Origin of the sequence: Pseudomonas cerasi (assembly GCF_027983475.1) — a bacterium.
GTDB lineage: Bacteria > Pseudomonadota > Gammaproteobacteria > Pseudomonadales > Pseudomonadaceae > Aquipseudomonas > Aquipseudomonas cerasi.
The window spans coordinates 1,551,386-1,570,585 of the sequence record NZ_JAQJVM010000001.1 but is presented as its reverse complement, the minus strand read 5'-3'; the positions used below and the strand labels follow the sequence as shown (position 1 = coordinate 1,570,585).

General features: G+C 59.2%; 17 protein-coding genes. 13 read left to right on the top strand and 4 right to left on the bottom strand.

The annotated features are described in order from the left end of the window. Window positions 1-57: 57 nt before the first annotated feature. Window positions 58-1,455 (top strand): aminoacyl-tRNA deacylase and HDOD domain-containing protein, encoded by a 1,398-nt coding sequence (locus tag PI739_RS06775; RefSeq protein ID WP_054081207.1) that lies wholly within the window; start codon window positions 58-60, stop codon window positions 1,453-1,455. A 62-nt stretch (window positions 1,456-1,517) separates the two neighbouring features. On the opposite strand, the gene PI739_RS06770 is transcribed toward PI739_RS06775, so the two are convergent. Beyond that, window positions 1,518-1,919 carry a GFA family protein gene (locus PI739_RS06770; protein WP_054081206.1) on the bottom strand — a complete coding sequence of 134 codons (402 nt, stop codon included), beginning with the start codon at window positions 1,917-1,919 and terminating at the stop codon, window positions 1,518-1,520. Between the two features lie 296 nt (window positions 1,920-2,215). Here PI739_RS06770 and PI739_RS06765 point away from each other — a divergent pair, with 296 nt between their 5' ends. After that, entirely contained in the window at window positions 2,216-3,523 is a 1,308-nt protein-coding gene (locus PI739_RS06765; protein WP_003432156.1) for a CitMHS family transporter, read from the top strand. A gap of 68 nt (window positions 3,524-3,591) precedes the next feature. On the opposite strand, the gene PI739_RS06760 is transcribed toward PI739_RS06765, so the two are convergent. Beyond that, the gene (locus PI739_RS06760; RefSeq protein ID WP_074806554.1) at window positions 3,592-5,085 is read right to left on the bottom strand and encodes a YifB family Mg chelatase-like AAA ATPase; all 1,494 of its coding nucleotides are present in this window, start codon (window positions 5,083-5,085) and stop codon (window positions 3,592-3,594) included. A gap of 399 nt (window positions 5,086-5,484) precedes the next feature. On the opposite strand from PI739_RS06760, the gene PI739_RS06750 reads away from it, so the two are divergent. The 3 genes from PI739_RS06750 to PI739_RS06740 are packed head-to-tail and all read left to right on the top strand — an operon-like array spanning window position 5,485 to window position 10,189. Further along, a complete protein-coding gene (locus tag PI739_RS06750) occupies window positions 5,485-8,877 on the top strand; it encodes a toxin VasX (RefSeq protein ID WP_333782051.1) in 3,393 nt (1,130 codons plus the stop codon). Next, window positions 8,874-9,557 carry a hypothetical protein gene (locus PI739_RS06745; protein WP_058397288.1) on the top strand — a complete coding sequence of 228 codons (684 nt, stop codon included), beginning with the start codon at window positions 8,874-8,876 and terminating at the stop codon, window positions 9,555-9,557. The genes PI739_RS06750 and PI739_RS06745 overlap by 4 nt, the downstream gene beginning before the upstream one ends. Window positions 9,558-9,613: 56 nt before the next feature. After that, window positions 9,614-10,189 (top strand): GNAT family N-acetyltransferase, encoded by a 576-nt coding sequence (locus PI739_RS06740; protein WP_003367325.1) that lies wholly within the window; start codon window positions 9,614-9,616, stop codon window positions 10,187-10,189. A 70-nt stretch (window positions 10,190-10,259) separates the two neighbouring features. Here the strand turns inward: PI739_RS06740 and PI739_RS06735 are convergent, their stop codons facing one another. Continuing rightward, complete coding sequence (locus tag PI739_RS06735; protein WP_003367323.1) at window positions 10,260-11,828, bottom strand: TerC family protein; 1,569 nt, start codon at window positions 11,826-11,828, stop codon at window positions 10,260-10,262. Between the two features lie 648 nt (window positions 11,829-12,476). Here PI739_RS06735 and PI739_RS06730 point away from each other — a divergent pair. The 5 genes from PI739_RS06730 to PI739_RS06710 all read left to right on the top strand — a co-directional run bounded on the left by PI739_RS06730 (window position 12,477) and on the right by PI739_RS06710 (window position 15,377). After that, window positions 12,477-12,758 (top strand): hypothetical protein, encoded by a 282-nt coding sequence (locus PI739_RS06730; protein WP_002553776.1) that lies wholly within the window; start codon window positions 12,477-12,479, stop codon window positions 12,756-12,758. Window positions 12,759-12,895: 137 nt separating this feature from the next. Then, entirely contained in the window at window positions 12,896-13,237 is a 342-nt protein-coding gene (locus PI739_RS06725) for an FKBP-type peptidyl-prolyl cis-trans isomerase (RefSeq protein ID WP_003432857.1), read from the top strand. Between the two features lie 129 nt (window positions 13,238-13,366). Beyond that, the gene (locus PI739_RS06720) at window positions 13,367-13,594 is read left to right on the top strand and encodes a hypothetical protein (protein WP_003317903.1); all 228 of its coding nucleotides are present in this window, start codon (window positions 13,367-13,369) and stop codon (window positions 13,592-13,594) included. A gap of 50 nt (window positions 13,595-13,644) precedes the next feature. Next, entirely contained in the window at window positions 13,645-14,349 is a 705-nt protein-coding gene (locus tag PI739_RS06715) for a YoaK family protein (RefSeq protein ID WP_032609373.1), read from the top strand. 65 nt (window positions 14,350-14,414) lie between these two features. Further along, window positions 14,415-15,377: a class I SAM-dependent methyltransferase gene (locus PI739_RS06710; protein ID WP_044310560.1), complete on the top strand. Its 963-nt coding sequence runs from the start codon at window positions 14,415-14,417 to the stop codon at window positions 15,375-15,377. A 45-nt stretch (window positions 15,378-15,422) separates the two neighbouring features. On the opposite strand, the gene PI739_RS06705 is transcribed toward PI739_RS06710, so the two are convergent. Then, entirely contained in the window at window positions 15,423-16,262 is an 840-nt protein-coding gene (locus PI739_RS06705) for an IclR family transcriptional regulator (protein WP_003432861.1), read from the bottom strand. Between the two features lie 241 nt (window positions 16,263-16,503). On the opposite strand from PI739_RS06705, the gene PI739_RS06700 reads away from it, so the two are divergent. From PI739_RS06700 to PI739_RS06690, 3 genes are read left to right on the top strand one after another with little or no spacing between them, the layout of a single operon-like run. Then, a complete protein-coding gene (locus PI739_RS06700) occupies window positions 16,504-17,532 on the top strand; it encodes an ABC transporter ATP-binding protein (protein ID WP_003367309.1) in 1,029 nt (342 codons plus the stop codon). Further along, on the top strand, window positions 17,529-18,401 hold the full coding sequence (locus PI739_RS06695) for an ABC transporter permease (protein ID WP_054081795.1): 873 nt from the start codon (window positions 17,529-17,531) through the stop codon (window positions 18,399-18,401). The genes PI739_RS06700 and PI739_RS06695 overlap by 4 nt, the downstream gene beginning before the upstream one ends. 3 nt (window positions 18,402-18,404) lie before the next feature. After that, complete coding sequence (locus PI739_RS06690; protein WP_003432863.1) at window positions 18,405-19,199, top strand: ABC transporter permease; 795 nt, start codon at window positions 18,405-18,407, stop codon at window positions 19,197-19,199. Window position 19,200 lies beyond the last annotated feature (1 nt).

Below are 19,200 nucleotides of genomic sequence, written 5' to 3'. Positions count from 1 at the left end.
ACCCAAATCGAATAACGTGGTTATACTTCAGAAAATGTAGGAATTTGGACATAGCTCATGACAGAAGTCGCCCACGTCAATGATCCGCACCATGCGCCGCCGGTAATCCGACAGCTGCTTGAAAAATTGGCTATCAGCTACAACGAAGTCGTGGACGAAAAGAACCTCCCTCCAGCGCGCAAGGTGCAGGCCGTGCTGGTCGAGGATGCTGTCGGTGCGTTGCTTATCCTGTTTCCGCAAAGCCAGTTGCTCGACCTCTCCCGCATCACCGAGCTGACCGGCCGCCAACTGACCGCTGTGCCGCATGATCGTTTGCAGCGCATGCTCACCAAGCACAACCTGCGAGTGCTGCCGGGGGTCCCGGCACTGACTAGCTCACCGTGCCTTTACGACAAACATCTGCTGGACGAGCCCATGCTGCTGGTGGGCTCGGGCGAGCCAGGCGTGCTGCTGGAAATCAGCAATGATGCGTTCAAAGTCATGGTGAACAAGGCCAGTGCGGCGAACTTCGGCGAGCCGCTGGCGAAGATTCATCCCAATCTTGATCGTCCTCACGACGATCCGGCAGAAATCACCCAGGCCATGCATGTCTTCACGGCGCGCCGCATCCAGCAGCGCCTGGAAGCGACTCTGGAGATTCCACCGCTGGCCGGCACTGCGCAGAAAATCATCAAACTGCGTGTCGACCCTGACGCAACCATCGATGACATCACCGGCGTCGTCGAAACCGATCCTGCGCTGGCCGCTCAGGTCGTCAGCTGGGCCGCTTCGCCGTATTACGCGTCGACCGGCAAGATTCGCTCTGTCGAAGACGCAATCGTCCGTGTACTGGGCTTCGATCTGGTGATCAATCTGGCGCTGGGCCTTGCATTGGGTAAAACCCTGAGCCTGCCCAAGGATCAGCCGCAACAGACCACGCCGTACTGGCAGCAATCCATCTACACCGCTGCCGTCATCGAAGGCCTGACCCGCGCCATTCCGCGCGCCAGCCGTCCGGAGGGTGGCCTGAGCTACCTCGCCGGTTTGCTGCACAACTTCGGTTACCTGCTGCTGGCGCACGTGTTTCCACCGCACTTCACCCTGATTTGCCGCCAACTGGAAGTGAACCCGCATTTGCACCACAGCTTTATCGAGCAGCACCTGCTGGGCATCAGCCGCGAGCAGATCGGTGCGTGGCTGATGCGCTACTGGGACATGCCGGATGAGCTCGCCATCGCGCTGCGCTTCCAGCACGACCCGCACTACAAGGGTGAGCATCACGTCTATGCCAACCTGGTCTATCTGGCGGTGCGCCTGCTGCGAGCCAACGGTATCGGCTCCGGTCCCGAACAGGATATCCCGGACGAACTGTTCGAACGCCTGGGCCTGACCCGCGACAAGGCCAACGAATCGGTGAAAAAGGTGCTCGAGGCCGAGGTGCTTCTGCGCGAACTGGCGTCACAGTTCAGCAAGTAACCTGCGGATGTAACGTACGAATAGTGCCGAAGGCTCCGGCCTTGGCACTCTCCCCTCGAACCTTAGAAAGGCTCGCCTTCAACCCCCGGCAGGTGCTCATCCAGGCGTAGCCATGGAAGCCGGTTCTCTATCCAGATGTGTCGAGAGGGCGCAGCCAGCTCAGGTTGGTCAAGCGTCGCAATGGTGACGTCGATCTCGTCCGGGCTGTTGCGCGTGAACAACGCCAGCTGAGCGCCGCACTTGCCGCAGAAATAGCGGACGCAGCTGGGTGCAGAGTCATAAGCGCAGGGGCTGCCCGTCAGCCACGTGAACGACGCCAGCGGCACACTTATCCAGGTGACGACCGTTGCACCCGAGGTGCGTCGACAGATGGAGCAATGACAGTGAGCGATGTCCCGCAACGGCGCATCGAACTGATAACGCAGCCCGCCGCAATGGCAGCCACCCGAGTGTATCTCGCTCATCCGTGCTTCTCCCGTTCATGCCCATAATCCCTGTGACAATAAAATTCCGGCAACTGCCGAATGAAAGCTCGGTGAAAGCTTGGCCAATTAGCATCAGCTCACTTCCGGCAAAAAGACCGGTTAGCCAGGAACGGACTCCAAGGTGTTTCAGGCCCAATTAACAACAATAATGGTGATTCCGATGCTTGCTGACTTCTCGCTCCACACTCTCCTTGCGCCCCCACTCCACGTACCGATCTGCTGAGCTGACTCGTTCATTTCACGTTCTGTAGCCGTATGACGTCTGGAGTATTCCCATGCTGACTTTCCTTGGCTTTGCCATGGTTATTGCGTTCATGTACCTGATCATGAGCAAGCGCCTGACTGCGCTGATCGCCCTGATCCTGGTTCCGATCATCTTCGCCCTGTTCGGTGGCTTCGCGTCGCAGATCGGCCCGATGATGCTGGCAGGTATCACCAAGCTGGCGCCGACCGGCGTGATGCTGATGTTCGCCATTCTGTACTTTGCGCTGATGATCGACTCAGGCCTGTTCGACCCGGCCGTGCGCAAGATCCTGAAAATGGTCAAGGGCGACCCGATGCGCATTTCGGTCGGCACCGCCGTGCTGGCGCTGGTGGTGTCCCTCGACGGTGACGGCGCGACCACCTACATGATCTGCGTTGCCGCCATGCTGCCGCTGTACAGCCGCGTGGGCATGAGCCCGCGCATCATGGCCGGCCTGATCATTCTCGCCGGCGGCGTGATGAACATGACCCCTTGGGGCGGCCCGACCGCTCGTGCGGCCAGCGCCCTGCACGTCGATGCCTCCGACATCTTTGTACCGATGATCCCGGCCATGCTGGCAGGTGTGATCGCGATCCTGGCGATTGCCTACTTCTACGGCAAACGCGAACGTGCCCGACTGGGTGAACTGCACCTGCAGGGTGATGAAGTCGACCACAGCGAAATCAGCGTCTCGCAATTCCCTGACGCGCGCCGTCCAAAGCTGATCTGGTTCAACGCCGCCCTGACCCTGGCACTGATGGTCGCCCTGATCATGGGCCTGCTGCCGCTGCCGGTCCTGTTCATGATCGCGTTCAGTATCGCGATGATCATCAACTACCCGAACCTGCAGGACCAGAAGGACCGCGTATCGGCCCACGCCGGTAGCGTACTGGCGGTGGTCGGCCTGATCTTCGCCGCGGGGATCTTCACCGGCATCCTGTCCGGCACCGGCATGGTCGACGCGATGTCGAAAAGCCTGCTGGCCGTGATCCCGGATGCGCTGGGCCCGTACCTCGCCGTGATCACCGCGCTGGTGAGCATGCCGTTCACCTTCTTCATGTCCAACGACGCGTTCTACTACGGCGTACTGCCAGTGCTGTCCGAAGCCGCTGCCCACTACGGCATCAGCCCGGTGGAAATGGCCCGCGCCTCGATCGTCGGTCAGCCGGTCCACCTGCTCAGCCCGCTGGTGCCTTCGACCTACCTGCTGGTGGCTCTGGCCGGTATCGAGTTCGGCGACCACCAGCGCTTCACCCTGAAATGGGCGATTCTGGTGTGCATGTGCATTCTGGTTGCCGCGCTGCTGATGGGGATCTTCCCGCTTTATAGCAGCATGTAAGCTTCTTTGGCTGACCCAAGGCTCGCCGTCGACTTGATCGTTGACGGCGAGTTTTTGCGTTTGGACGGTCAATTGGTTGAGGGCCGATACTGCAACGCCTCGGCCAGATGGCTGCGGTTGATCGCATCCACCTGCTCCAGGTCCGCCAAAGTCCGCGCCACCTTCAGCAATCGATGCGCCGAGCGCAACGACAGGGTCAGACGCTCGCACGCCGTCTCCAGCCAGCTTTCATCGACACTGGACAGCGCGCAGTACTCACGCAGCCCCGGCAGATCGAGAAACGCATTGGCACAGCCCTGACGACGTTGCTGACGGTGTCTCGCCTCAGCGACCACAGCTGCGGCACTGGCGGTGTTTTCACTGGTGGTCGGGTCAGGGTTGAGGGCGGTAGCTTCGCGGGCGACGGTCAGGTGCAGGTCGATCCGGTCCAGCAGCGGGCCGGACAACTTGTTGCGATAGCGCTGCACCTGCTCAGTGGAACAGCGGCAGCGCCCGGTCGGCTCACCGAGATAGCCACAGGGACACGGGTTCATCGCCGCCACCAACTGGAACCTCGCCGGAAAGCGCACGCGATCCCGCGCCCGGGAAATCACGATATGCCCGGACTCCAGCGGCTCGCGCAAAACCTCCAGCACGCGGCGGTCGAACTCCGGCAGCTCATCAAGGAATAGAACGCCGTGATGCGCCAACGTGATTTCGCCAGGTTGCGGACGACTGCCACCGCCTACCAACGCCGGCCCGGACGCCGAGTGATGCGGCTGGCGAAACGGCCGCTGCGGCCAACTGGTCAGCGGCACCTGGCTGGCAACCGACTGAATCGCCGCCACCTCCAGCGCTTCGTGCTCGTCCAGCGGCGGCAACAAACCCGGCAGGCGGCTGGCAAGCAGCGTCTTGCCAGTGCCGGGCGGCCCGCTGAACAGCAGGTTATGCGCACCGGCAGCGGCGATTACCAGCGCACGCTTGGCCGCCGTCTGGCCCTGCACTTCGCTTAAATCCGGATACGGCTTGGGATGATGCAGCAGGCCGCTGGACTGATACGGCGCAATCACCGTGCGCCCGTTGAAATGCGCGACCAGCTCCAGCAAGTGGCTCACCGCAATCACCCGCAGCCCCGACGCCAAACACGCTTCCTCGGCGTTCACCGCCGGAATGATCAGCGTCCGCTCCGCCGCACGTGCCGCCAGCGCAGCAGGCAGCACACCCTGAATCGGCCGAATCGCCCCCGATAACGCCAACTCGCCCAGACACTCGACATCCTGCAACGCAACCAGCGGCACCTGCCCGCTGGCCGCCAGCAAACCCAGCGCAATCGCCAGATCGAACCGCCCGCCATCCTTGGGCAAATCAGCCGGCGCAAGGTTGAGCGTGATCCGCCGCGCTGGAAAATCCAGCCCGGAATTGAGAATGGCGCTGCGCACCCGGTCCTTGCTCTCCTTGACCGCCCCCTCCGGCAAGCCCACCAGCGTCAGGGCCGGCAGGCCGTTGGCCAGATGCGCTTCAACAGTAACCGCCGGGGCTTCCACCCCGACCTGGGCACGACTATGGACGATAGCCAGCGACATGGATCATTCCTTGATATGAGCGATGGGCGGGTATCGTGCTTTATTTGTGGGATGGGGGTGAGGGGGGAATGGATACAGGGTGTGAGTAGGGTTCGACAGGCACGACACTTAGTCGGCTAAAGGCTGCATGCAAAACATAGATGCGCAAATTTTTGCGCATCCGATGGCCGGGGCTTAACCAGCAAAGCTCTATATTCAAAGCGATGCAGCGAGCATGCGCGAGTCAGCGCACGTGTGCAGATACTTGCGCACTATTTCACGCTTTTCTTGCTCGATGTCTTTGCTTTAAATTCCTATCTATTTGTTTTTTATAGATAAGTAGACAGTCGGCACATATCTTGGAATGCACCTCTGCATACAGCGGGCGATATCGACCGTTTCTGCGCAGAGATTCCATGCATGACCGACAAATCCGGCACCCATACTCAACGACGTGCTGCAACGTTCGCCAAAACTCCCGCCACGGCCACCAGCCTGTGTCCCTTCCGCGGACCTGACGTCGCCATCGTGCCCGTGCGCTATGCGCTGGATCGCTCCCGCTACGATACCGCTCCCCAGAAGCTGAAACCGCTACTCAAGGGCAGCCGCTGGGCGGTGATGCCGAAGCTGAAAACACGCAGCTATACCCTTCGCCAGCTGTATGACGGCTACGTGTATGTCTATGACGAGACTGCCGAAACGTTGCACGAGTACGCGGTGTCAGCCGCCACCGGCAACCTGAGCCGTATTGTCTGGACCGATACGCAGCTTGGCAGTGACCGGCGAAGCGGTGCCGACGATGGCAAACCCTTCCTGCTCTATCCGCGAAACAACCGGCTTCATATCGCCTTTTCTCCGCTGCAATGGACGTGGCGAACATGCGAACACCTGCGTTCGAACCGGGCAAGCCGCTCTGCATGGATGAAAGCGCTGGATCTGAAACGCTACTGCATGACCATGGCCGAGCCGGATACCTTGCCGTTGAACCGCGTTGCCGAAGCGGTGGCGGACATCGACAAGGAGCATGTGGTTGATGATGACCGCTTTGCAGACTCGGAGATTCCTACATCCAAGGCCTCCAGCGAAGAAACCCAGCCGCTGTTTTCGCCAATCGGCGCTGACGTTTTCTGGCAGGGCAGCGTTGAAGACCAGCACAGCTCACTGCTCATCGCCCTTGATGACCCGCTGGCCATTTTCAACGATCTGGGCATGCAACTGGCCGCCGATCAGGCCGCTTACCGCAACTGGCAAGCCGAGTACGAACACAAGATCCAGATCGCCCAGACGGTCACCGCACTGTGTGGCGCTGAAGGCGAACCGGAGAAATTGCCGGCATCGGTGCGCGGTAATGCCGCGCTCACTCACCAGTATCTGGGCGAGCTCGAAGCTTACTTCGAGCAGTGCATCCTTGAGGAAGCGCAGATCAGCAGCAGTAACGTTCCCGGCGATTTTCTGCTGATGCCGGACATGTTCAAGAGCCTGGACATGCGCAAATCGATTGAAATGCGTTACGGCAGCGCGCCCTCCGACGAGGCCCTGCAAGCCTGGAAAGATCGCCACAAATGGCGGCGCGAGGTCGATCTGAGCGGTGCGCGCCAATACCTTCAGCAGCACCTGCCAACCGGCGACACACTGCTGCAACAGGTGCGTGACACGCAAAGCGACTTTCGGCAATGGTCGACCCATCTGGGCACGGAACCGCTCAAGCTGTTTGTCGACACCACACACCCTGAAAGCCTGCTTTATCTGCAAACGCTCATGCTTAACCTGCAGATCATCTACGCTCAGGACAACGCCGCCAGCGCCTGGCTCGCCGAGCAGGAGGCCAACGACAGCAGCCTGTTTGGCACCTTGCGCTACGGCTTCTCACCGGCGCTCAAACACGCGCTGCATCAGGAGGCCAACGCGCTGCTGAACGGCCTTGGCGACGTGACCAACCTGGCCACCCGAATCGGCGAACTCAACGGCACGCTCAATCATCAGGGCTTTGCCGACAAGCCGTGGATGAAGGCGCTGAAACAACCCGTTCAGGACACCTTCAAAGCTCTCGGCCAACTGGCCAGCAGCGCAGGCAAGGCAACGTTCGAAAGTATCCTGCTGGCCTGGGTACCCATCGACAGCCGCCTGGCGGTGGGCAAGCAGCAGAACATCGTTGCACTGATACGCACGCTGTTGATCGGCCAGATCCTGCTCGATTCGAAGGCGCGTATCGCGATCGATCACAAGATGCTCGCGAAGCTGAAAAACTGGATCAGTGAGTGGCAGGTGCTCAACAAACAGATCAGCGACACGCGTCGCAGCTGGCTCTACCCAACCGCTTACAACCCCCGCAAAAGCATCGCTAGCCACCTGCGCACGCTCGAGCAAAAGCTTCGCCTGCACGAACTGAGCATGCCCGCCCTGCTCGACTTTCAGAACAACCAGTACGCCAAGCAATTGCAGGGCGAGATTCGCCTGTACTTCCAGTCCGGAAAAGCCATCACCAAAGACTGGCTGGCGACCGCCAAACGCTGGCTCGATGGACTGGGAGGGATTGCCGGCTCGATCACCTGGAGCGTGATCATGCTCAACTTCATCAACACCGCCTTCACTTATCGCGACCTTACTCGGGATGGAGACTTCAGTGCCAAGGACATCGGCAAGGTGACGTATGGGTTGGGGTATAGCTTTAACTTGTTGATGGCGGTGTTTGTTGAAGCGCCGTGGGCAATTATCAGGGATGCGACGCCGGTGCTGATCGATGGCAAGAATGTCGGGATTCTGGATCGCTCTGCGGGTTATTGGAGGGCGAAGGGAAATGCGGCGTGGAGTGATGCGATACGTGGGTTCAGGGTTTCGATGGTGGCTATGGGTGGGTTTGGGCTGGCGGCGGTTACGCTTGAACTATTTGATGTCACAAATGATTTTTACGCAGCGAAAACATCAGAGGAAAAAAACGCAATTATTGTAAAAGGCATTTCTATATTCGCAATGGGAGTAGGCTCAACTTTTCAATTGATGGCAGGATTGTCCCCAGCAAGCACCTTTACAGTTGTTGCGATGAGTCCATGGTTCAGTGTGGCGCTGCTCGTAATAGGATCTATATATCTTTTTACTACGCTGGCTTTGAGTTATTTCAAGCAAGACAGTGTGGGCTGGTGGCTACGCAAGTGCTGTTGGTCGAGAACCCTGGACTATCGCTACCCCGAGACTGCCGAAGGCGAGAGTGAAGAAGTACGCGCATTGATGGAAATTCAATTGTCTCCACAGATTCATGTTAAAAGCACCGTGCATTATGAGAATCGTTATCTTGGTAAAGGCGACTACTACAGCGTAGCGGTACAAAATGGCGCTGGAGTGCAAGTACGCTTGCCAAAGCTGGTACGCGGAGAGTCCGTGCACTTCAACATCGTCAGCAGCAAGCGACCATGGGGAGTGCTACCTGTAGAAAAAATAGACGACCCGCTGCATCAAACTTTTCTGGACAGCGGGCAATTCAGGAAGGCCAAACAGTTCGGGACGCTTACCAACAAGCCAGCTGGAAAGGCGAGTGAAGATTTCACCTATCCGCTCATGCCACCTGAAAATGAAGACCTCATCTGGGAAACGTGGGTGCCGCTCCACAAGGACGCAACATATCTTGAGCTGCAAATCTGGTACCCGGCCAATCTGATCAATCCTGGCGAGGACGATAGAAGCTATCTGTTTCAGATGGAGCTTGGCACAAGAGGCGATACTGCTATCGATGGTTTGGCTGCTGTGGAGCTTGAAGTGAAGGCATCAAGCAGGATTGGCACACTGACTCTGGAAGTAGCAGAGGGTACACCTGTATGAATCAACAAGAAAAAGCCTTGTATCTGCCGAAAAGTAAAGACGTTCTGAACTGGAAGATCAAAACATTTGCTAGATCGCCTAGAGAAATGAAGATAACTCAGTCCATATTCATTGCAGTCTACATGACAGGAAGCACACTTTACATGTGGGGAGGCTGGATAATGTTTTCAGACAGTCTCTACTCATTAGTGGGCACGATACTCGCGCTTGCCGGAATTCTTGCTTATTACCTATGCCTACTCATCCGCCAAAAAACAATCTACAACTACACCATCAAAACCGACAGAGCCCACCTCGAGTACTACCTCCACTACCCCGACTTCGCCTCCTCCTTTTTCAAAGGCATCGCCATAGCCGTCATCCTGTTGTTCGCCATGGTAGCCACCCTAACCGGCTCACTGCTCTTCCTGATCGGCCCCGTGGCCATGGCATTCATCGCAGCCATCAAGCTACTCAACTGGGAAAACCCCATCCACCACGAACAAAGCCTGCCATGGGGCGAGTACAACTTCGTCACTGTCGACCGCAAACGCTTGATGATCATCACGCACCGCACTGACATCACACTCGGCTTCGAAGCCCGATTCCAGCACGAGCTACTGTTCAACAAGTACCTGAATTTTCTGCACACCGTGCTCCCGTCCACGGCCGAGTTCACCGAAAAAGCCTGGAAGTGGTAGCACACCCACGCTAACGTACACACCGGAATTCAAGCCCTACCCACCAAGGCCTCACCATGATACAGATCCGCCCCATGACCCCGGAAGATTTCGAGCGCTTCTGGCCCACCTTTCAGGCTGTCGTCATCGCTCAGGAAACCTACGCCTACGACCCTGCCCTCACTCAGGAGCAAGCCCGCGATCTATGGATGAAGGCGCCCTTGCACACGCTGATTGCCGAGGAAGACGGTCAGCTGTTGGGCAGCTACTACCTGAAGGCCAATGCGGCAGGCCCGGGCAATCATGTGTGCAACTGTGGCTATATGGTGACGGACGCGGCGCGGGGTCGTGGTGTGGCGCGGTTGATGTGCGAGCATTCGCAGCAACTGGCGCGCGACAGCGGGTTCCTGGCGATGCAGTTCAATTCGGTGGTCGCCAGCAATGAGGTGGCGGTCGGGTTGTGGAGCAAGCTGGGTTTCGAGACGGTCGGGCGGTTGCCCAAGGCTTATCGTCATGCCCGATTGGGCCTGGTGGATTGTCTGGTGATGTTCAAGTGGCTGGCTGATGAGCCGGTGGCTAAAGAGCCTGCGCAGCCCAAGTTGATTGGCCGCAAGAATATCGAATCCGTGGTGTCGCGTCCGCGTCGAAAATAAGCGCGACGCACACATGAAAACGGGGCCTGCTCAGCATGAGCAGGCCCCGTCTTGTATTACAGCTCGGTGCTTATTTGCCAGAACCCATATCGGGCTGTTTCTGCAGCAACACCCGAGTCACTCGACGCTCTTCCACGCCGACGACGTGCAGGTTCCAGCCCTGCCAGCTGAGGCTGTCGCCGGTAGACGGCAGGCGATCCAGCAGGCTCATGACCAGTCCGGCCAGGGTCTGATAATCCTCGGTCGCCTTGGCCTGGAAGCCAGTGCGCTCGCGAATCAGGCTCAGGTTCAAGGCACCCGATACCACGAAGTCCTCGCCCTGCTCGACGATGTCCGGGCCTTCCACTTCGCTGGCGTCAGGCAGCTGGCCAGCGATGGACTCGAGAATGTCGGTCATGCTCAACACACCGATGAAGTCACCAAACTCGTTGACCACGAAGGCGATGTGCGTCGATTCCTTGCGCATCTGCTCCAGGGCATTGAGGATGGTGAAGCTTTCCAGCAGGTTGATGGCCTTGCGCGACATCAGTTTCAAGTCGGGCTCGTTGCCGGACAACAGTTCCTTGAACAACTCTTTCTTGTGCACGAAGCCCAGCGGCTCATCGATACCGCGCTCGCCAATCAACGGCAGACGCGAGTAGGACGAATGCATCAGTTTCAGACGGATCTTCTCGGCGCTGTCGTTCAGGTCGATACAGTCGACTTCGGCCCTCGGCGTCATCACCGTGCGAATCGGCCGCTCTGCCAGCTGCAGTACGCCGCTGATCATCACGCGCTCACGACGGTCGAACACCGGCTCGCTGCTTTCCCCATCCAGCATGTCGGTGATTTCCTCATCGACGTCACCAGACTCCAGCTTGCGACCGCCCAACAGGCGCATCACCGCATGAGCCGCACGCTCGCGGCGCGGCAGGTGACCATGGGCCGACTTCTTGCTGCGCTTGCGGGCGATCTGGTTGAACACCTCGATGAGGATCGAGAAGCCGATGGCCGCATACAGATAGCCCTTGGGAATATGGAAGCCCAGGCCTTCGGCGGTCAGGCTGAAACCGATCATCATCAGGAAGCCCAGACACAGCATGATCACCGTCGGGCGGCTGTTGACGAATTTGGTCAGCGGCTTGCTGGCAATCATCATCAGGCCGATGGAGAAGATCACCGCGATCATCATCACCGACAGGTGCTCGACCATGCCGACGGCGGTAATCACCGCATCCAGCGAGAACACGGCGTCCAGTACGACGATCTGCGCAACGATAGGCCAGAACAACGCATAGCCCGCATTACCGGCGCGCTGGGCGACATGCCCTTCCAGGCGCTCGTGCAGTTCCATGGTGGCCTTGAACAGCAGGAATACACCACCAAACAGCATGATCAGGTCGCGACCGGAGAACGTCTTGCCGAACACCTCGAATAACGGCTCGGTCAGCGTCACCATCCACGAGATGCTCGCCAGCAGGCCAAGGCGCATGATCAACGCCAGCGACAGGCCAATGACGCGCGCCTTGTCGCGTTGTTCAGGGGGCAGTTTGTCGGCCAAGATGGCGATGAACACCAGGTTATCGATGCCCAGCACCAGTTCCAGCACGATAAGGGTCAGCAGGCCAAGCCATGCCGTGGGATCAGCGATCCATTCCATGGTTTATGCAGCCTCACGATAAAAATGGCAGGGGTGGGTATGGGTCACTGTAGACCAGACGCCATCGCTGAACGTCAGGCATGGCGTTGCAGCGTCAGAACGCGAAGGTCTGCCGGAATCCATGCAGTGCAAGAGGTTAAGTGGAGAGACGTTCGAATGAAGCGGCCTGCTCGGTAACAGTGAGATCACCGGCCAGCCATACGCGATGGAAGGAAGACAACTCGGAGGCTCCTGGAGGGTATTCATACAGTCCTGAAAATCAATACGGGCGCTGATCGTACAATACCCATAGATGTTTCGTACGTTGGGAAAGTATTACAAGACTTGACCACCGAGCGTGCTGCTTGCCGAGCAGTAAATGAGCATGGGGCGACGTTTTGTCACACCTCAAGGCACTACCAGTTGTCTGACAACAGAATGGCGCGGGTAGATGCGCCAATCCATTTGTTTTAAAATGTTTCCATAACGTCAGGCATACGCAGTGCTTCCCGCGATCCTTATTCAACGTCGCCCTTCACTGCTCGCCTGAACAGAATCATAAAAAGAAAGCCCGTCATAGACGGGCTTTTTTCGTTTTCAGCTTTTGCATTCGATGCCCTCGACGGCATCCCGGCAACCCGTTTTCTTAACCTTTGAGGTGATTTACCCATGCTGCGCATCGTTGTTGTTCATTTGTTTCAGTGGCTCAAGCGTCTGTCGTCTGCGCTGTTCTTCCGCAGCGCAGAGGACAACTATTCGCGCAGCTTCACACGCGAAAACGATGACGAAGGCCGCTGGACGTTTGTTTCGATCGTCATCGTTCTGACCCTCAGCCTTTATTGCCTGGCTGGCCTGGGTTACTACGCCAAGACCAATATCTGGGACGGCTTCACTCAAGAGCAGAAAGAGAACATCGCGCAGGCCATGGTGGTCAGCTCGCAGAATCTCTGACAGTTACTGGGTTCGACCAAACGGGGGAAGCAAAAGCTTCCCCCGTTTTTGTTTGACCGGCTTGTCAGGAAGCGGCTTTTCTGCGAGAAAGCCCGCTCGCGCCAATCACAGAGCGCGCTGCAACCGGAAGCATGGCAATGAGCAAAGAATTACAGATTACCGATCTGCACCCCGGCGAGGGCAAGGCAGCGGTAAAGGGTGCGCTGATCACCACGCATTACACCGGAACCCTGGAAGATGGCACGGTGTTCGATTCCTCCCACGAGCGTGGCAAGCCGTTCCAATGCGTGATCGGTACCGGGCGCGTCATCAAGGGCTGGGACCAGGGCCTGATGGGCATGAAGGTCGGCGGCAAGCGTAAATTATTCGTCCCCGCCCACCTGGCCTACGGCGACAGAAGCATGGGCGCACACATAAAGCCCGGTGCCGACCTGACATTCGAAATAGAACTGCTGGAAGTGCTGACCCGCGACGATTGAGCAGCTTGCCTTGCAGATCAGCCTGCGTCGGCCGATACCCTGACGCACGGGCACACGCCTGATTGCTTGTTATCGCAGAAAAAGCCATGCTCCGGGTATGGAATTCAAGGTCTTGGCACAGGAACACGTATGGCGCTCAATAAGTCGACTCAGGAGCTGAAGCGACACCTGAAAGGGACAGCAACCAATCTGGAAAACACGGCGGAAGAAATTCTCAAACTCGCCTCACAAATGAACGATGTGGATGTCACCGCAGTGCTGCAGATGGTCAACCGTCTTTACAGCGACGCCGACCAGCTCAAAGCCTATGCTGATGAGGTCAAGGCCAAGCGGATCGTGCGCGCCAAGCCGCTGTAAATCGCTGCACCCGAGTTCAGACGCGCTTTCTTCGCTCCAGAGGGCCTTCGATGCTGCCACAGCCCGCCACTTCCAGCGTCAGCCCCAGGCACCTGAACATGCAGAAATGGCGTGGCCGGGTCGGCATGGGCCTGGTCGCTAGCCTGTCGGTTCTGGCCGGCATGACCGATGCCATCGGCTTCATGGCCACCGGCGATTTCGTTTCGTTCATGAGCGGCAACACCACCCGGCTTGCAGTCGCAATCAGTGATGGCGACCTGAGCGTGACGGTGCGTCTGACCCTCGCAATCCTTGCCTTCATTGCCGGCAACGCGCTGGGCGTGGTGGTTGCGCGCCTTGGCGGGCGACGTGCCCTGCCCTTGCTGCTGGGCATCGCTACGCTGCTGTGTGCGGCTGCCGCATGGCCGCTGGAAAGCAACATGCTCGCACTGATCTGGGCGATTCTGGCAATGGGCATGCTCAACGCCGCCGTCGAGCAGGTCAACGGGCTGCCGGTCGGCCTGACTTACGTGACCGGCGCGCTGTCGCGCTTCGGTCGTGGCCTGGGTCGCTGGATGCTGGGGGAACGCCGGGACGGCTGGCGCGTGCAACTGGTCCCCTGGGTCGGCATGTTCATCGGGGCCGTGATAGGCGCGCTACTCGAGCATCGTCTGGGGCTCAACGCTCTGTTGATCAGCGGCAGCCTGTCGGCGTTGCTGGGGCTGGTTTCGCTGAAAATCCCGCACCGCTGGCAACGTCAATACATGCCACGCTGAACCCTGCGATGCCCATCTGCTGAAATACGTTTACCATACGCCGCTTTTCCTGACCGATCTGCGCCATGACCCCTGAAGCACTCGCGATTCTGCAACAGCACCTGATCGACGCGTTGAACAACGTCCCGAATGAAACCCGCCGCCTGTTTCATGGCCGGGGCCGTGTGTGGCCGGGGCTGGAGCACATCACCGTCGACTGGATGCAGGGCGTGGTGCTGGTCTCGGTGTTCAAGGAGCCTCTTGAATCCGAGCTGGCAGCATTGATGCAGCTGTTGCACGCGTTGATCGACACGCCCCAGTGGCAGCAGAGTCAGGCTCACACCTTGCTGCTGCAGCACCGCTATCTGCCACAGAGCACCACGCAATGGCTGACCGGCGAGGTCGTGGATGAATGGGTGATCACCGAAAACGGCCTGCGCTACAAAGTCGATTTCGGCAAAAAGCAGAACAGCGGCCTGTTTCTGGACATGCGCTACGGCCGTGAATGGGTGCAGGCTCAGGCCAAGGGCAAGCGCATCCTCAATCTGTTCGCTTACACCTGCGGCTTCTCGGTCGCCGCCCTGGCCGGGGGTGCCGACCACGTCGTGAATCTGGACATGGCCCGCGCTGCACTGAATCGCGGCCGCGAGAATCATCGCCTCAATGATCAGGACCTCAGCCGCGTGACCTTTCTGGGCCATGACCTGTTCAAGTCCTGGGCCAAGGTCACCCGTTGCGGCCCTTATGACCTGATCATCATTGACCCGCCGTCCTTCCAGAAAGGCAGTTTCATGCTCGACAAGGACTACCAGCGTGTCCTGCGTCGATTGCCGGAGTTGCTGGACGAGAACGGTTCGGTGCTGGCGTGCATGAACGATCCCGCACTGGGACCGGACTTTCTGATTCAGCACACCGCAATCGAAGCGCCCTGCCTGCGCTTCGAACAGCGCCTGGAAAACCCGCCGGAGTTCCCCGACGCTCGCGTTGAGGGCGGCTTGAAGGCGCTGGTGTTCAAGGCAGAAGGCCTGAGCCGCAGCGGATGGGCGTAACGAGCGAAGACCGACGGCCGCTTCGGAGCTGAACAGGCATGCAGCCTATTCAACCTGCCCAAACACCTGGCTGGGCCGACGCAGCGACGGGTCGAACGGGTTGATTCTGGCGCTGATGGCCGTGGCTTCACGCTTGAGCAATTCAACTACGGTCATCAGGCGATCGGGCCCCAGCCGGTCGGAGATGGTCGCCACACTGAGCGCAGCCACTGCACGACCGTTGCGGTCCAGGATCGGCACTGCCAGCCCGGCCATGCCCGGTAACGCGCCGGTGTTTCGCCCGGCGTAGCCCAGACGCCGCACGTTTTCCACCTCCGAACGCAGAAACACCTCGTCGTACAGGTGAAAATCCTTGAGCCGTGGCAGGTTGTAGGCAATGACCGTTTCCCGCTCGTCCTCGGGCAGAAACGCGAGAATCGCCAGACTGCCCTGCCCCACGCCCAAGGCAACACGACCGCCGATGTCGCCGGTGAACGTGCGGATCGGGTACGGGCCTTCGCTGCGGTCCAGGCAGATCGCATCGAAACCGCTGCGTGCCAGCAGAAACAGCGAGTCACCCAGTGACGCAGACAGGCGCAACAGGCTGGGGCGCACCACGTCACGCAGGTTGCCGGTATTACCCGCCTTGGCCGCCAAGGCGAAAAACTCAATGCTCAACCGGTAACGTTTGCTGAGCAGATCCTGCTCGACCATGCCCTCATCCATCAGGCTGCGCAGCAAGCGGTGCGTGGTGGGTTGCGACAGCCCGACACGCTGGGCGAGTTGCGTGACCCGCTCGCCGCCTTCATCACACTCGCCCAGGCAGCGCAGTACCGCGAACAGACGGGAAACGGCTCCCACACCGACTTCAGCTTTCGTAATATTCCGATCAGTGGAATTATCCATGACAATATCTCTTTATATTTCCACCAAAAGAATTAATTCAAAGAAAGATGTTATTCAGTGAAATTCCTTGTTGAGCCCATCCTAGCCTTCGCCCTACTCTCAGTCCACCGGGGCGATTTGAACAATCATCGGTAGCCGACTCAGAGCGAGCGCCAACGTCCACAGAACTGCATGACTTCACTTCGCATCTGCCCATGACAAACGCGTGCTTCGGCGCGCATGCACAAAGGTGGAAGCAGGCATGGCATTTCTGCAGCTCGAAGGTCTCTCCAAACGCTACGGCTCCATTGACGCGGTCGTTGCCACCAACCTGGCCGTCGACAAGGGCGAATTCGTTTCTCTGCTCGGCCCTTCCGGCTGCGGCAAAACCACCACCCTGCAAATGATCGCCGGCTTCGTCGAAGTCAGTGACGGACGCATTGTGCTCGACGGGCGCGATATCACTCACGCCAAACCCAGCAGCCGGGGCCTTGGCGTAGTGTTCCAAAGCTATGCGCTGTTTCCGCACATGACCGTGGCTGACAACGTTGCGTTTGGCCTGCGTATGCGCAAGGTGCCTGCCGCCGAGTTGCACCCGCGTGTCAAACGGGTGCTGGAGCTGGTGCGCCTCGGTCAGCATGCCGAGCGCTATCCGCGCGAGTTGTCCGGTGGGCAGCGCCAGCGGGTCGCATTGGCCCGCGCACTGGTCATCGAGCCGCCAGTACTGCTGCTCGACGAGCCGCTGTCCAACCTGGATGCCAACCTGCGCGAAGAGATGCAGTTCGAAATCCGCCGCATTCAGAACGAAGTCGGCATTACCACGCTGATGGTCACCCATGATCAGGCCGAAGCCCTGTCGATCAGCGATCGGGTGGTGGTGATGCAGGCCGGTCGTATCACCCAGATCGACGAGCCTTACAAGCTCTACGAACACCCGCGTACACGCTTCATCTCGGGTTTCGTCGGCAAGGCCAACATGTTGCAGGGTGATCTGGACAGCAGCGGCATCCCGCAGATTCGCCAAGTGCCCGGCGATGGCAGCCTGACCCTCAGCCTGCGTCCCGAGAAGATCGATCTGGTGTCACCTGGCTGCGGACGACTGTCCGGGCGCATCGTCACCCGTTACTTTCTTGGCAGCCAGTGGCTGTATCGCATCCAGACCGGCATTGGCGAAGTGACGGTAGTGCGTCGCAACGACGGCCAGGCGCCGCTGGAACAAGGCGCGGCGGTCGACATGGACTGGCCCACCGAGTTGCTGCGCGTGCTGGATGCCGACGAGGTGCGCGCATGAGCCTGCTGAGCGAAATGCGTCAGGGCGGTCGCGGCTATTGGCTGTCGGCTCCGGCGCTGGCGCTGTATATCGGCTTGCTGGTGTTGCCGCTGGGGCTGACTCTGCTGCTGTCGTTCAACGTGTTCGACTATCAGGTCGGGGTGAAAAGCGACAGCTACACGCTGGCCAACTATATGGCCGTGGTCACCGACTCGTATTTCTATGAAATCTTCCTGCGCACCTTCTGGATCAGCGCGCTGGTCACCCTGCTGTGCGTGCTGATCGGCGTCCCCGAAGCCTACATTCTCTGCCGCATGGGCACGCCGTGGCGCTCGATCTTCCTGATCCTGATTCTCACGCCGCTGCTGATCTCGGTGGTGGTCCGGGCGTTCGGCTGGAGCCTGCTGCTGGGCGCGGACGGTTTGATCAATCAGGTCATCCAGTTCATGGGCGGTCGCCCGGTGAAACTGCTGTACACCCCGTTTGCCGTGGTCATTGCGTTGGTCCACGTCATGTTGCCGTTCATGATCATTCCGGTCTGGACCTCGCTGCAGAAGCTCGACCCCACCGCCGAGCAGGCCGCGCTGTCGCTGGGCGCCAGCCAGGCGAAAGTCATGCGCCTGATCGTGCTGCCGCAGGTCATGCCCGGCGTGCTGTCCGGCTCGCTGATCGTGTTCGGCCTGGCCGCCAGTTCGTTCGCCATTCCCGGCCTGCTCGGCGGACGACGTCTGAAAATGGTCGCCACGGTGATCTACGACCAGTACCTCTCGGAGTTGAACTGGCCGATGGGCGCGACCCTTGCCGTGGCGCTGCTGTTGGTCAACCTGCTGGTCATGCTGTCCTGGAACCGCATGATCGAAGGCCGTTACAAAAAAACTCTGGGGGAATGATCCATGTCCAAGAACGGTCCGTTGGCCCTCTCGTTTCATGCGCTGGTGGTGATCTTCATGATGGCCCCGCTGGTCGTGGTGTGCCTGGTGGCGTTCACCCCGGAAAACACCCTGAGCCTGCCCACCACCCATTTCTCGCTGCGCTGGTTCAAGGCCGTCTTCGAGCGCGCCGACTTTATCGATTCGTTCTACAACAGCCTGACCCTGGCGTTCGTATCGGCGACGCTGGCCACGCTGATCGCGGTACCTGCCGCACTGGCAATCACGCGTCATACATTTCCCGGTCGCAATTTTTTCAACGCCCTGTTTCTCTCGCCGATCATCATTCCTCATTTGGTGCTGGGGGTGGCGATGCTGCGCCTGTTTGCGCTTATGGGTGTGAACGGCAGCTTCACCTGGCTGATCTTCGCCCATGTCCTGGTCATCACGCCTTACGTACTGCGCCTGGTACTGGCGGCGGCAATCGGCATCGACCGCAGCGCCGAGCACGCCGCCGAGTCTCTGGGGGCCGACCGTTTCACGCTGTTTCGGCAGATCACCCTGCCAATGATTCTGCCCGGCGTGGCAGGCGGCTGGTTACTGGCGTTCATCAACAGTTTCGATGAAGTCACGCTGTCGATCTTCGTTACATCGCCCGCGACGCAGACCCTGCCGGTGCGCATGTATGTCTACGCCACCGAATCCATCGATCCGATGATGGCCGCCGTATCGGCACTGGTCATCGCCCTCACCGCCGCCACCATGATCCTGCTCGACCGGGTCTACGGGCTGGATCGCGTGCTGGTCGGCAAACATTAAT